Consider the following 12,957-nt stretch of genomic DNA (forward strand, 5'->3'; position numbering starts at 1 on the left):
TTCATGACCCCGGCGGCCATGGCGGATCGGCGTCGGCATGACGGTCCTGGCGATCAACCTCAAATGGATTTGGAATTGCAACTTTGGCATCTCCGGTTACGTTGGCCGAAAACTCCCGCCGAAGGATCGCTTTCATGATGTCGAAGAGCCTGCGCTGGACGGCCGCCGTGCTGATGATGATCGGCGCCGGCAAGGTCGCAGCCCAGCAGGTGACCCATCTCGGGCAGAACTGGTCCGATGCCGACCGGACCGCCTTCTACACCACCAGCATCGGCTCGCAGATCATGCCGCAGGCGTGGTTCTGGGCGCTTGAGCGGGCCGACAGCGACGAGAGCTTCATCGGCGACAGCCTCCGGCGCTACGGTTTTCTGGCCTATGACGGAAATCCCGACAAATTGCCGCTCGGCTTCACCATCGACCGCGACCGGCTTGGCGTATGGGTGGGATTCGGCTGTGCGGCCTGCCATACCGGAGAAATCCGGTACGATGGAAGGGCGATCCGCGTCGACGGCGCCCCCGCGCAGGCCGATATCCAGGGCTTTCTCGTCGACCTCGCCGACGCACTGGATGCCACCGTCGACAGCCGTTTCGGCGCGAAGTTCGCGCGCTTTTCCGATATCGCCCTGCGCCGGGGCGGCGAAGAGGCGACACCGGAAGCCGCCGACAGGCTGTTCCGGCAGGCCAGTGCCTTCGCGCAACGCTGGCGGCAACGGGTCGCCCGGGGAGAGCGCGAACTCGTCTGGGGCCACGGCCGCGCCGACGGGCAGGCCAGGCTCGTCACCGAATTCCGGCGCGAGGGAATGACGCCGGCGGGCGCTCCCCCCGCATCGGCACCCGTGAACTTCCCGCACCTGTGGGGAACCTCGGCGCAGTCGCATGGCCAGTGGACCGGCGAGGCGCCCACCGGGACCCCGCTGGCACGGCTGGCACGCAACAGCGGCGAGGCGATGGCGTTCATGGGCAAGGTGGCGGTATCGACCGACCGGCCCTATTTCCCGTCCACGCTGCGCCGGTTCAACATGCTGCGGCTGGAAAGACCGCTGGAAAGGCTGTGGTCGCCGCAATGGCGCGAGGATCTTCTCGGTGCCATCGACTGGAGCGCTGCCGAGAAGGGCGAAACACTCTACATGAAGCATTGTGTCAGTTGTCACGCGATCGTGCCGCATGGCCCGCTGCCGGCGGTGATCGGGACGGTCCTCGAACCCGTGGCGACCTCGGCCGGAGGTGGGGTCGGCACCGATCCCGTCCGGGCCCGCTCGGCCTGTGCCGGCCGCTTCGACACCGGACCGTTGCAGGGTTTCGTGCTCGCCGGCACCGCGTTCCCCTTTCCGCCGGAGATGGCCATCCCGGCGCTGGCGGACCGGATCGTCGAGGGTGCGCTGCTCTCGCCGCTGACCTATGGCTCGATGGAGTCCGCGGCCAGCCTGTTCCGGCCGGATGAACGCGACGCGGCAGCACTGGCGGCGGGCCTTGACCGGCTGGACGAGCGCGACGCGGGCGACGGACCGCTGTTCGACGATCTCGATGTGCTTGCCGGCCGCCTGGATGCCGAGGTGATCGGCCAGCGGGCCGAACCGGGCGATTGCGGCATCGACTCGCCCATGATGCGCTACAAGGCGCGGCCGCTCGACGGCATCTGGGCCACGGCCCCCTATCTGCACAACGGCTCGGTGGCCAGCCTCCACGAGCTGCTGCTGCCGGCGCCGGCGAGAATGAAGGTGTTCCACATCGGTTCCATGGACTTCGATCCGGCGAAGGTCGGCTTCGATCCGTCGCCCGCTCCGGGCACCACCCTGCTCGACACCTCTCTTCCCGGCAATTCCAACGCCGGGCACGACACCTACGGCAATTACAGCTTCAGCGAGGACGATCGCCGCGCACTGATCGAATATCTCAAGACCCTGTGACCGCCGGGCATCCATCACCGGTGATGGCGATCACAGACCGTCACGGGCATCCGGCGGTATGCATGGACACGGAAGGCAGGACGCCTTCTTCCCAACCTCCCTGAACACCGTTTTCGGGCCGCTCTCCAGGCGGCCCGATTTTTTTGCCATGCCGATCCACACCATGCGAATGCCCGTGCCGGTTGTAGGGATGATGACTTATCCACCTTACCCCCGTGCATCCCGTGATCGTTGTCACTGCGGCATCGTCGCCGGTTGGGCCATCCTTCCCGACACCGAAACGCCCAACGCTTGCCAGAGAGGGAGACCACCAATGGCCAGCACCTCCGGAAAACCCACGACAGCCAGCAAGCGGCCGCTGTACCGGATCCTTCATTCCAGCGGCGAGGTCCTCGTCCGCAACCTGCGTCACGCCCGCGACCTCGTGGCCGAAAGGCCCGGAGCGCGGATCTTCCGCGTCGACACCAGCAGCTGGCGCGACGCCTTCGAGGTCGGGCCCACCTGACCGGGCGGCAAATCCCGGCCACGACCGACCTGCGCTCTTGCAAGATGTGACAGTTCTGCGACAACCGGCATCATGCTGCAGAACAGTCCCGACACGCTCGTCGTCTTCGTGGTGCTGGGGGCTGCCTTCATGCACGCCACCTGGAACGCGCTGGTCAAGACCGGCGGCGATCCGTTCATCCGCATGGCCATCGTCAGCTTCGCCCATGTTGCCATGGTGCTGCCGCTGCTGTTCTTCGCCAACCCTCCCGATGCCGCCGCCTGGCCGTGGCTGATCGGCTCGATCGTCACCCACGTCGCCTATTACACCTTCCTCGCGTCGGGCTATCGCGTCGGCGACCTCAGCCACCTCTACCCGATCGCCCGCGGCATCGCCCCGCCGCTGGTCGCCGTCGGCGCCATCGTCTTCCAGGGCGAATGGCTGTCGACCACGGGCACCATCGCCTTTCTCGCCATCTGCATCGGCATCTGGATGCTCGCCTCCACGGGCCGGGGCACCGGTCCCGTCCCGCTGCTCTATGCCCTGGCTACCGGAACGATGATCGGCGGCTACACGATCTGCGACGGCATGGGCGGGCGGCTCACCAGCGACGTACTGGACTACATCGTCTGGCTGTTCGCGCTGGAGGGGTGGCCGTTCATCCTCGCCGTCCTGTGGTTCCGCCGCGCCAACCTGGCGGCCAGCCTGCGCCGGGCCTTCGTTCCGGCATTCATCGGCGGCATCCTCTCGACGACGGCCTACGGTCTCGTCATCTGGGCCATGACGCAGATGCCGCTGGCCCATGTCTCCGCCCTGCGCGAGACCAGCGTCCTGATCGCCGCGATGATCGGCACCATGATGCTGGGCGAACCCTTCGGCCGCAAGCGGATCGCCTCGGCCGTCATCGTCGCCGGCGGCGTCGCCCTGCTGCACCTGTCGGGATAGGAACCCCGCCGCTTCTTTTCCATGATGCGGAGTCGCCGCCCATGAGGCATTGATCATTCCCACGGCGACGGATATCTCAGGCCGGAATGTTCTCATCGGGAGGAACCACATCATGAAGCTGCTTCGATTCGGCCCCAAGGGCCAGGAAAAACCGGGCATCCTCGATTCCGACGGCAGGATCCGCGATCTTTCCGGTCACGTCGCCGACATCGGCGGTGCGGCCATCACCCCCGACGGACTGGCGAAACTGGCGAAGATCGACGTCTCGTCGCTGCCGGCGGTCTCCGGCAATCCCCGCCTCGGCCCCTGCGTCGCCAATGTCGGCAAGTTCATCTGCATCGGCCTCAACTATTCCGACCACGCCGCCGAGACCGGTTCGCCCGTGCCGCCCGAGCCCATCATCTTCATGAAGGCCACCAGCGCCATCTGCGGCCCCAATGACGATGTCGAGATCCCGCGCAACTCGCCCAAGACCGACTGGGAGGTCGAGCTCGGCGTGGTCATCGGCAAGGAAGCCAAATATGTCGACGAGGCCGACGCCCTCGACCATGTCGCCGGCTACTGCGTCATCAACGATGTCTCCGAGCGCTATTTCCAGATCGAGCGCCACGGTCAGTGGACCAAGGGCAAGAGCCATGACACCTTCGGCCCGCTGGGTCCCTGGCTCGTCACGCGCGACGAGATCCCCGATCCGCAGAAGCTCGCCATGGGCCTTGAGGTCGATGGCAAGGTCATGCAGAACGGCAGCACCGAAACCATGATCTACGGCGTCGCGCACTGCGTGAGCTACCTGTCGCGGTTCATGTCGCTGCAACCCGGCGATGTCATCTCAACCGGAACGCCTCCGGGCGTCGGCATGGGCATGAAGCCCCAGCCGGTCTTCCTCCATCCCGGCCAGACCATGCGCCTGTGGATCGAGGGCCTCGGCGAACAGCAGCAGAAGACCGTCCAGGCCTGAGGACACCGACTGCAACCGGAACGTCCTGAAACGCTCCGGTTATTCTATTGATGATGACTATCCCCATATGGGGAGAAATCGGGCGAGGTTCCCGGCGCCGGAAACCGGATTCATTCCGGTTTTCGGTGCTCCGGGGACATCTCCCACCCCGCCCCATCACCGGCATCGCCGGATGCCGCCGAGGAGGGCCAGGTTTCGGATGTCGCGCCCTGCGGCGGCTGTAGCTCCGGCGGGGGCCGTTCCGCAGCCGCGGCGGTCAGGCGTTCGACGAGGAAGACCGCCAGGTCGCGCACCAGCCGCAAACGGCCCCGACGGCGCAGCGCCTTGACATAACGCTGCGGGTCCTGTGCGTCGTAGTAGGCGGCAAGCGCCCGTCGACGCTGGCGACGAAGCCGCTCGCTCTCCGGCAGGTCCGACGTCCCGCTGCCCGCCTTGCGCGGCCGCGCATCGATCCGCCTCAACGCGGATTTCACGAGGTCCGTGAAGGGATGGTCGGGACCCTGACGGCACGCCCAGGCATGCCAGGCGCGTTCCGCCTCCATTCCCGCCGACGACGGACCCGAAAGCCGCCCGTTCCAGCTTTCGAGCCATTGCCGTGCATGGGGAACGACCAGCGATCGAAGACCGGCACGGTTGCGACCGGGCACCGTTCCGAGGGCAGCCAGCAAGGCTGCAACCCGCGGGACATGCCCCAGCCGGTCCACGTCATCACCACTCAGACGAGACCTGCCGCTGCACAGTTCGTCCTTGCGGCCCACCAGCAGAAACCAGCAGGTTTTCAACAGCCGCACCGCCTTCCACCGGGAAACCCGGGAAGCAAGAAGGCGGTCGGTGCCGCGACCGGCCATGGTGGTGGAAATCACGTTCATGGGAACGACTCATGCCATGGACCGCATCACAATGTCAAGGTTATTATTCCTAATATTAATATCTGCATGCAACGCAACCCGCCGTGCCGGAAGACGGGAACCTCCGGTGAATACGGCCCTACCCGGCGGCCCGGACCTCGTGACCGAGGTCGGCTGCAAGCCTGGCGAGGAGGTCGATGGCGGCATCGGCGATGATGGTGCCGGGGGGGAAGATCGCGCGGGCACCGGCAGCGAGCAGGGCGTCGTAGTCCTGCGGCGGGATCACGCCGCCGACAACGATCATGATGTCGCCGCGGCCCTGCCTCTCCAGTTCGGCCCGCAGCTCGGGCACCAGTGTCAGGTGGCCGGCGGCCAGAGATGACGCGCCTATGATGTGCACGTCGTTCTCGACCGCCTGCCGGGCGGCTTCGGCGGGGGTCTGGAAGAGCGGCCCGATATCGACGTCGAAGCCGAGATCGGCAAAGGCCGAGGCGATGACCTTCTGGCCGCGGTCATGACCGTCCTGCCCCATCTTGGCGATGAGGATGCGCGGACGGCGGCCTTCCGCCTCGGCAAAGGTCTCGACGGCACGGCGGCAGGCCCCGACACTCTCCATGGCTCCCGCCTCCTTCGCATAGACCCCGGTGATGCTGCGGATTTCGGCCTTGTGGCGGCCGTAGACCGTTTCCAGCGCGCTGGTGATCTCGCCGACGGTCGCCCTCGCCCTCGCGGCATCGACGGCCAGCGCCAGCAGGTTGCCCTCGCCGGTCCGGGCGGCGCTGCTCAGGGCCTGGAGTGCCGGTTCGAGGGCCGCCTCGTCCCGTTCGGCACGCAGGCGGGCGAGCTTTTCGAGCTGTGCCGCACGGACGGCGGCATTATCGACCTTGAGAACGTCGATGGTCTCGTCCTCCCTCACCCGGTAGCGGTTGACGCCGACCACCGTCTGCCGGCCGCTGTCGATCCGTGCCTGGGTACGGGCGGCCGCCTCCTCGATGCGGAGCTTGGGAATGCCCTGCTCGATGGCCTTCGCCATGCCTCCGGCCTTTTCCACCTCGTCGATATGCGCCAGCGCGCGGACGGCGAGATCGTGGGTCAGCCGCTCGACATAGTAGCTGCCGCCCCAGGGGTCGATGGAACGGCAGGTGCCCGTCTCCTGCTGGATCAAAAGCTGCGTGTTGCGGGCGATGCGGGCGGAGAAGTCGGTGGGGAGCGCCAGCGCCTCGTCGAAGGCATTGGTATGCAGCGACTGGGTATGGCCATGCGTGGCGGCGAGCGCCTCGATGCAGGTGCGGGTGACGTTGTTCATGACGTCCTGCGCGGTCAGCGACCAGCCGGAGGTCTGCGAATGGGTCCGCAGGGAGAGCGAGCGCGGGTTCTTCGGGTTGAACGGTTTCACCAGCCTGGCCCAGAGAAGCCGGGCGGCGCGCAGCTTGGCGACTTCCATGAAGAAGTTCATGCCGATGGCCCAGAAGAAGCTCAGGCGCGGCGCGAAGGCATCGATGTCGAGACCGGCGGCAAGGCCGGTGCGGATATATTCCACACCGTCGGCGAGCGTGTAGGCCAGTTCGAGATCGGCCGTCGCGCCTGCCTCCTGCATGTGGTAGCCGGAAATGCTGATCGAGTTGAATTTCGGCATGTTCGCGGCGGTGTAGGAGAAGATGTCGGAGATGATCCGCATCGAGGGTGCGGGTGGGAAAATGTAGGTGTTGCGGACCATGAACTCCTTGAGGATGTCGTTCTGGATGGTGCCGCTGAGCCTGTCGGCCGGCACGCCCTGCTCCTCGCCGGCGACGATGAAGAGCGCCAGGATCGGCAGCACGGCACCGTTCATGGTCATCGACACCGACATGCGGTCGAGCGGGATGCCGTCGAAGAGCTGGCGCATGTCGAGGATCGAATCGATGGCGACACCGGCCATGCCGACATCGCCGGACACCCGCGGATGGTCGGAATCGTAGCCCCGGTGGGTGGCGAGGTCGAAGGCGATGGAAAGCCCCTTCTGCCCGGCCGCGAGATTGCGGCGGTAGAAGGCGTTGCTTTCCTCGGCCGTGGAAAATCCCGCATACTGGCGGATCGTCCAGGGCTGATTGACATACATTGTCGGATAGGGACCGCGCAGGAAGGGCGCGAGACCGGGAAAGCCGCCCGTGAAGTCGAGCGACCGGGTATCGTCGGGCCCGTAGATCCGCCTGACGGCGATATCCTCCGGCGTAAGCCACGACTCTCCGCCGGGTGCCGCCGCATCGTCGATGCGATCATCCAGTGCAATCTTCGAAAAGTCGGGAATGCTGGTCATGGCCGGCCTCCGATCAGGAGAGATTGTGCATCCTCAAGCAGGGATAGCAGATCGCAGCCCGCGTAGACGAACTTGTCGATCCCGGCCTCGCGCAACTTCGCGTCCGGCCGTCCGGCGAGATAAACCGCCTCGGCACCGGCATCGACCAGTGCCGCTGCAAAGGCGGCCGCACGTTGCTCGTAGCCCGCATCGCTGCCGCACAGGCAGGCCATGCGGCAATTGCTGCCGGCAAAGGCACTCGCCAGCATGGACACATCATCGAGCGGGCCGCTCGCGACCGCCTCGATGCCACCCGCCTCGAACGCGTTGCGGGCGAAATTCGCCCGGGCGCCGTGCTCGGCGAGGCTGCCGATGCAGGCCAGCCAGATGCGTGGCCGCTGGCCGTCACGCGCCAGAAGATCGTCGCTGATATCGCGCAGCCGTTCGAAATCCCCGCCCAGCCGCGACGGTTCCAGCGGGTGGGCTATCGGCTCGAAACCGGCCAGTGCCGGATCGGAAGGCGGCACATATCCGTGCGCTTCCGCCGTCGCCGCCGGTTCATCGAGCCGGGGAAAACTGCTCACCCCGATCACCGGCTCGCGATTGGTGGCGATCCGTTCGAGACGGGCCGCCGCCGTGGCGGCGATCGCCTCCTGGATGATGCCGGCCGAAAGTGCTGCTTCCATGCCGCCCGCCGCCTCGATCCCCTGCACCCGTTCCCAGGCGAGACGGGCAAGGCCGTCGGTGAGGCTTTCGACGAGATAGGCGCCGCCAGCCGGATCGATGACCCGGTGCAACTGGCTCTCCTCCATGAGGATGAGCTGGACGTTGCGGGCCAGGCGGCGGGACCTGCCATTCGAGGTCCCCAGCGACCAGTCATGTGGCAGGACGGTCATCGCCCGCGCGCCGCCGCACAGGCCGGCGAAGGTGGCCGTCGTGGTTCGCAGCAGGTTGGTCCAGCTGTCGCGACGGGTGAGCATGCGGCTGGCGGTGATGGCCTCGATGCCGGTACGGGGTTGCGACACACCCGAGGCATCCAGCACGCGCGCCCAGAGGCGCCGGGCGGCGCGGAGCTTGGCCATCGAGCCGAAGATATCCGTGTCGACGGCAAGCCGCAGGCTGATCCGCCGGCCCGCGTCGTCCACGGGCATTCCGCTGTCCGCCAGCGCACGCAGATAGGCGATGCCGGTCGCCACGACCGCTGCCAGTTCCTCGGCGTCGCTCGCACCGGCCGCATGGTAGACCTCGCCGCAGGCCCGCAGGAGGCCCCACGAGGCCGGAACGGCGGATGCGAGCCCGACGGCCGAATCCACCGCACCGCCGGGCGTCATGTCGCCGAGCGCGACAGCACCCAGAGGATCGGCATTCAGTGCCACACGTCGAAGTTCCAACTCGGTCGCCATTCCGGCGACGGCAACGAAACCGGGGCCGGGATCGAAGGCGAGTTCCAGACTGTTCCCGTCGGCACCTCCCAGCACTTCGGCAAGATCGCCCGTGGTTCCAAGGACGATCCCATCGGGAACGTCGCCGGAAAGCCTGTTTTCACGATCGATGCGCAATTCGACGGACGTGGCACCACCTGCCAGTTCCTCATCCACCTCCTTGCGGGCATCGGCGGGGCGGCTGGCGAAGACGAGCTGGCGGATATCCCACGCAGCGACATCGCCGCTGGCCACCGACCCGCGGACAAAGGGATAGGCGCCGCTGGTGCCACTGCCGGAAGCGGGCCTGTCAGCCTCCGTGAAAAGCGGAGACACGGCGATTCCGTCGGCTGTCCGGGAAACCAGGGTACGCTCGAAATCCCTGCCGGCCAGCACCTTTTCCACAAGTACCATCCACTGGTCGTGCGTGACCGGATCGAAGTCGGATGCGAGCGGCGTGACACGATCATTCATGATCAGGCTTCCGGGAACTTGTGGACATCAGGAAAACGACACAGGGACACACTGCCCCGATGGACGTCGTTCTACCGCCATTCGGGATCCTTCCGACAGACGGCGCGACGACCGGTCGCGCGCCCGAAATGTCACTCCCGGGCGATATCGGCCGTCTCCGCGCCGAGCACGGCGAGAAGGTCGCTCGCGGAGATTTCGATCTCGAGCCCACGCTTGCCGCCGGAAACGAAGATGGTCTCGTGGGCGAGCGCGCTGTCATCGAGAATGGCGGCGAGCTTCTGTTTCTGGCCGAACGGGCTGATGCCGCCCTTGATGTAGCCCGTGGCCCGCTCCGCCTTGCGGATGTCGGCCATGGCGGCCCGCTTGCCGCCCACCTGATGGGCCAGCGCTTTCAGGTCGAGTGTGGCGGCCACCGGAATGATGGCCATGACGAGGCCCACGCCGTCGACATCACCGACCAGCGTCTTGAACACGCGACCCGGATCGACCCCGAGAGCCATGGCGGCCTCGAGACCGATTGCCCCCTTTTCACCCGTATAATCATAGCTGTGCAGTTCGAATGGCCGTCCCGCCGATTCGAGCGCGGCAACGGCGTGGGTACCCCGCGAGGCCATGCCGGCTTTCCTTCCGGTTTTCGCCATCAGATGCCCGCCAGCCGGACAAGCCGCTCGCGCAAATCGAAACGCGCACCGTCGACCACCATTTCCTGTTCGGCGTCGGTCAGCAAAAGGTCCCTGTCCTCCCGTTCGGACCATCCGCCGGTGGCCCGCTTGTGGAAGGACATGGTCCATTCGCTGGGAGGTCCGGCATCGAGCCACGACAGAAGCCGGTTGAAGTGGTGCATGGCGCCGGAAAACAGGTCCTCATAGACGACAACGCCAAAGCGGGACCCGTACCTGAGCACAAGTTCGACCATTTTTTCATGACCGAGGTTCCATTGGCGCAGCGCATCGGCTGCACCGGCTTCCCAGTTGAGGTCGCTGGCATCCACCTGACGCCTTTTCCACGAATCCGCGACCCTCAGGGGATGACGGGTGATCAGGAGCATGCGCGAACGGGGGAAGATCTCAAACAATCTTTCGGCATGCCAGAAATAGTTGGGGACCTTGTCGCCGACGATTTCCGCCCTGGCATACTTGTCGCGAAGGAAGGCGACGTACTTCGCGTCATCCCGCCAGCGGAAATTGTGGGTTTCGTCCGGCGACGGATCGAAGAAGCGCCTGTTGTCGAACAGTTCGCTCACGAGCTCGCCGCAACGGGCGGGCGAAGCGAGATTGAAGTAGCGCTCCATGCCGGCGACAATGGAAGGATGGGAGTTGACGAGTTCGGTGAGGGCAGTCGTGCCGGAACGGGCATTGCCGGCGATGAAGAGATATCGTTGGCGGTTGTTCAAGTATCTTTCCCGCTGTGACCTTTCCAGTATCGATAAGCTACCGGCACGAGGGCCAGTGCCACCAGTCCAAGGATCGGCATAACAACTTCCGGTTTCAAGAAGATTTGCATGTCGGGCTCTTCTCCGCGGTCGAAGAGCGCACCCAGCCCATTGCCCACGCTGGCATAGACCAGTCCGCCGGGGATGATGCCGATAAAAGTGGCGATGGTATAGGTACGCAGGCCGACGCCGAGAAAGGCCGGGACCAGATTGACCAGCCAGAACGGAAAGAGGGGAACCAGCCGCAATACCAGAAGATAACTCATCGCATTTTCGGCAAACCCCCTTTCCATGCGGGCAAGCCATGGCCCCGCACGCCGGCGCAGGCCGTGGCCCAGCGAGCTGCGGGCGATGAGGAAGACCAGCACGGCACCCAGAGTGGCCCCCGACACTGCCAGCATTCCCCCCAGCCAGGTGCCGAACAGGAACCCGGCGGCAATGGTGAGAAAGCTGGCGCCCGGCACCGATACCGCCGTGGCGGCCGCATAGACCAATACCATGATAAACGCCGAGACGACCGGCCTTTCCCGTGTCACGTCCTGAAGAGCCTGCCGATGGTCGCGCAGGGCGTCGAACGTCAGGTAGTGTTGCAGGTCCAGCACGTACGCCGCACCGATGCAGGCGATCAGGATCGCCAGAGGAATCCATCGTTTCCAGGCGGCCCTGTCACCGGGCGGGGAAGGTTTCCCGGCCGGGATCATCCCAGCCTGGCCAGCCAGCGGACCAGCATCCGTGTCCGCGCGTTGAACAGTCTGGGAGTGTAGAACGAACCCGCCACCCGCTTGCCGATCTCGCTCAATGTCGGATAGGGAACCAGCATCGAAGCCAGTTTCGACAGCTTCATGTCCTGTTCGATGGCCATCACCCAGGGAAGGATCAGTTCTCCGGCATGGGCACCGACAATGGTCGCGCCGAGTACCTTCCCCTTCCGGGTAACAACCAGCTTGATGCCGCCTTCCACCGCACCTTCGGCTCTTGCCCGATCATTTTCCGCAAACGGGGAATGGAGGATTTCGCAGACAATCCCCTTTTCCCGGGCTTCTTCCTCACTCAACCCCACATGGGCAAGTTCCGGATCGGTATAGGTCACCCGGGGAATGGCATCCTCGCGCATCCTTGCCGGAAGGCGGAACAAGGCATTTCGGATGACAATCCCCGCCTGATGGCCGGCCACGTGGGTGAACTGCCACCTTCCGGTGACATCCCCGATGGCGAAAATGGTCTTGCGGGTGGTCCGGAGGCGTCCGTCGACGGTAACCCCGCGTCGATCATACTCGATACCGGCCGCATCCAGACCGAGATCCTCGATATTGGGTACCCTGCCGGCTGCGACCAGCAGATGCGTGCCCTCGATCCGCCCGATCCCGTTCCCGTCGCGGATGACGATCGAAGGCCCCTGCTCCACCCGCTCCACCTTTACGGAATCGCGGATGGCCACGCCGTCACCGATGAGGCTCTCGCGCACGACGCGACGCATGTCCCCGTCGTCGCGGGCGAGCATGGGGCCTATATCGACCATGGTCACCGCCGAACCCAGACGGTGGAAGGCCTGGGCCAGTTCGCAGCCGATGGGGCCGGCTCCGAGTATCAGCAGATGACCCGGCAATGTATCCAGATCGAAGACCGTCTCGTTCGTCAGGATATCAACACTTTCAAGACCCGGAACCGGCGGGATGGCCGCGCGCGAACCCGTGGCGATGACAAAGCGCCTCGCGCGAATGCGATGATTTCCAGCCACGACCTCCCGTTCGCCGACAAAACGTCCATGCTCCCGGATGACCTGTACGCCCAGTCCCTCGAACCGCTCCGCACTGTCATGCGGCTCGATGGCCGCAATGACGCGGTGGATATGGCGTCGCACCGAAGCCATGTCGACGCGAGGTTCCATCGCCTCGATACCGAATGCGGACGACGAGCGGACGACATGGGCGCGGTACGCGGCAGCGATCAGGCTTTTCGACGGCACGCAACCGTGGTTCAGGCAGTCTCCGCCCATTTTGGCCCGTTCGATCAATACGGTGCGCGCACCGAGCTGCGCCGCACCGGCGGCAACCGAAAGCCCGCCCGAGCCGGCACCCAGCACGCAGATGTCCGCATTCACCCGATCGACCATCATTCCACCAGACTTGTCCCGGATCATTTTTCACGACAGATACTCCTGCGAAGCCGCACGAACCAGTATTCCGACATCGAGAGAGAAACACGATCGTGAG

Annotated in this window: 11 protein-coding genes; 4 read left to right on the forward strand and 7 right to left on the reverse strand. The window is 65.5% G+C overall.

The genetic code is table 11. The features are described from left to right. Window positions 1-134: 134 nt before the first annotated feature. The 4 genes from H6851_04765 (at window position 135) to H6851_04780 (ending at window position 4,294) form a co-directional block, all read left to right on the forward strand. Window positions 135-1,907, forward strand: a complete 1,773-nt coding sequence (locus H6851_04765) for a hypothetical protein (protein ID MCB9942915.1) — start codon at window positions 135-137, stop codon at window positions 1,905-1,907. A gap of 313 nt (window positions 1,908-2,220) precedes the next feature. After that, window positions 2,221-2,412, forward strand: coding sequence for a hypothetical protein (locus H6851_04770; GenBank protein MCB9942916.1), 192 nt, complete (start codon window positions 2,221-2,223; stop codon window positions 2,410-2,412). A gap of 72 nt (window positions 2,413-2,484) precedes the next feature. After that, window positions 2,485-3,336 carry an EamA family transporter gene (locus H6851_04775; GenBank protein ID MCB9942917.1) on the forward strand — a complete coding sequence of 284 codons (852 nt, stop codon included), beginning with the start codon at window positions 2,485-2,487 and terminating at the stop codon, window positions 3,334-3,336. Window positions 3,337-3,448: 112 nt separating this feature from the next. Then, window positions 3,449-4,294 carry a fumarylacetoacetate hydrolase family protein gene (locus H6851_04780; protein MCB9942918.1) on the forward strand — a complete coding sequence of 282 codons (846 nt, stop codon included), beginning with the start codon at window positions 3,449-3,451 and terminating at the stop codon, window positions 4,292-4,294. 110 nt (window positions 4,295-4,404) lie between these two features. Here the strand turns inward: H6851_04780 and H6851_04785 are convergent, their stop codons facing one another. The 7 genes from H6851_04785 to H6851_04815 form a co-directional block, all read right to left on the reverse strand. Continuing rightward, window positions 4,405-5,163: a hypothetical protein gene (locus tag H6851_04785; GenBank protein MCB9942919.1), complete on the reverse strand. Its 759-nt coding sequence runs from the start codon at window positions 5,161-5,163 to the stop codon at window positions 4,405-4,407. A gap of 118 nt (window positions 5,164-5,281) precedes the next feature. Continuing rightward, window positions 5,282-7,438, reverse strand: coding sequence for a methylmalonyl-CoA mutase (gene scpA, locus H6851_04790; protein ID MCB9942920.1), 2,157 nt, complete (start codon window positions 7,436-7,438; stop codon window positions 5,282-5,284). Continuing rightward, on the reverse strand, window positions 7,435-9,312 hold the full coding sequence (locus H6851_04795) for a methylmalonyl-CoA mutase (GenBank protein ID MCB9942921.1): 1,878 nt from the start codon (window positions 9,310-9,312) through the stop codon (window positions 7,435-7,437). The genes scpA and H6851_04795 overlap by 4 nt, the downstream gene beginning before the upstream one ends. A 131-nt stretch (window positions 9,313-9,443) precedes the next feature. After that, window positions 9,444-9,953: a Cys-tRNA(Pro) deacylase gene (gene ybaK / locus H6851_04800; GenBank protein ID MCB9942922.1), complete on the reverse strand. Its 510-nt coding sequence runs from the start codon at window positions 9,951-9,953 to the stop codon at window positions 9,444-9,446. Next, window positions 9,953-10,705, reverse strand: a complete 753-nt coding sequence (locus H6851_04805) for a sulfotransferase (protein ID MCB9942923.1) — start codon at window positions 10,703-10,705, stop codon at window positions 9,953-9,955. Before H6851_04805 ends, ybaK begins: the two co-directional genes overlap by 1 nt. Continuing rightward, complete coding sequence (locus H6851_04810) at window positions 10,702-11,445, reverse strand: TVP38/TMEM64 family protein (protein MCB9942924.1); 744 nt, start codon at window positions 11,443-11,445, stop codon at window positions 10,702-10,704. Before H6851_04810 ends, H6851_04805 begins: the two co-directional genes overlap by 4 nt. Then, window positions 11,442-12,857, reverse strand: coding sequence for an FAD-dependent oxidoreductase (locus H6851_04815; protein MCB9942925.1), 1,416 nt, complete (start codon window positions 12,855-12,857; stop codon window positions 11,442-11,444). The genes H6851_04810 and H6851_04815 overlap by 4 nt, the downstream gene beginning before the upstream one ends. Window positions 12,858-12,957: the final 100 nt, after the last annotated feature.

It is taken from the genome of Geminicoccaceae bacterium (assembly GCA_020638465.1).
In the GTDB taxonomy this organism is placed as follows: domain Bacteria; phylum Pseudomonadota; class Alphaproteobacteria; order Geminicoccales; family Geminicoccaceae; genus JAGREO01.

Bases quoted from the DNA above. Each gene is read 5' to 3' on its own strand.
- H6851_04765 (MCB9942915.1), top strand. From the start codon at position 135: ATGATGTCGAAGAGCCTGCGCTGGACGGCCGCCGTGCTGATGATGATC.
- H6851_04770 (MCB9942916.1), top strand. From the start codon at position 2,221: ATGGCCAGCACCTCCGGAAAACCCACGACAGCCAGCAAGCGGCCGCTG.
- H6851_04775 (MCB9942917.1), top strand. From the start codon at position 2,485: ATGCTGCAGAACAGTCCCGACACGCTCGTCGTCTTCGTGGTGCTGGGG.
- H6851_04780 (MCB9942918.1), top strand. From the start codon at position 3,449: ATGAAGCTGCTTCGATTCGGCCCCAAGGGCCAGGAAAAACCGGGCATC.
- H6851_04785 (MCB9942919.1), bottom strand. From the start codon at position 5,163: ATGAACGTGATTTCCACCACCATGGCCGGTCGCGGCACCGACCGCCTT.
- scpA (MCB9942920.1), bottom strand. From the start codon at position 7,438: ATGACCAGCATTCCCGACTTTTCGAAGATTGCACTGGATGATCGCATC.
- H6851_04795 (MCB9942921.1), bottom strand. From the start codon at position 9,312: ATGAATGATCGTGTCACGCCGCTCGCATCCGACTTCGATCCGGTCACG.
- ybaK (MCB9942922.1), bottom strand. From the start codon at position 9,953: ATGGCGAAAACCGGAAGGAAAGCCGGCATGGCCTCGCGGGGTACCCAC.
- H6851_04810 (MCB9942924.1), bottom strand. From the start codon at position 11,445: ATGATCCCGGCCGGGAAACCTTCCCCGCCCGGTGACAGGGCCGCCTGG.
- H6851_04815 (MCB9942925.1), bottom strand. From the start codon at position 12,857: ATGGTCGATCGGGTGAATGCGGACATCTGCGTGCTGGGTGCCGGCTCG.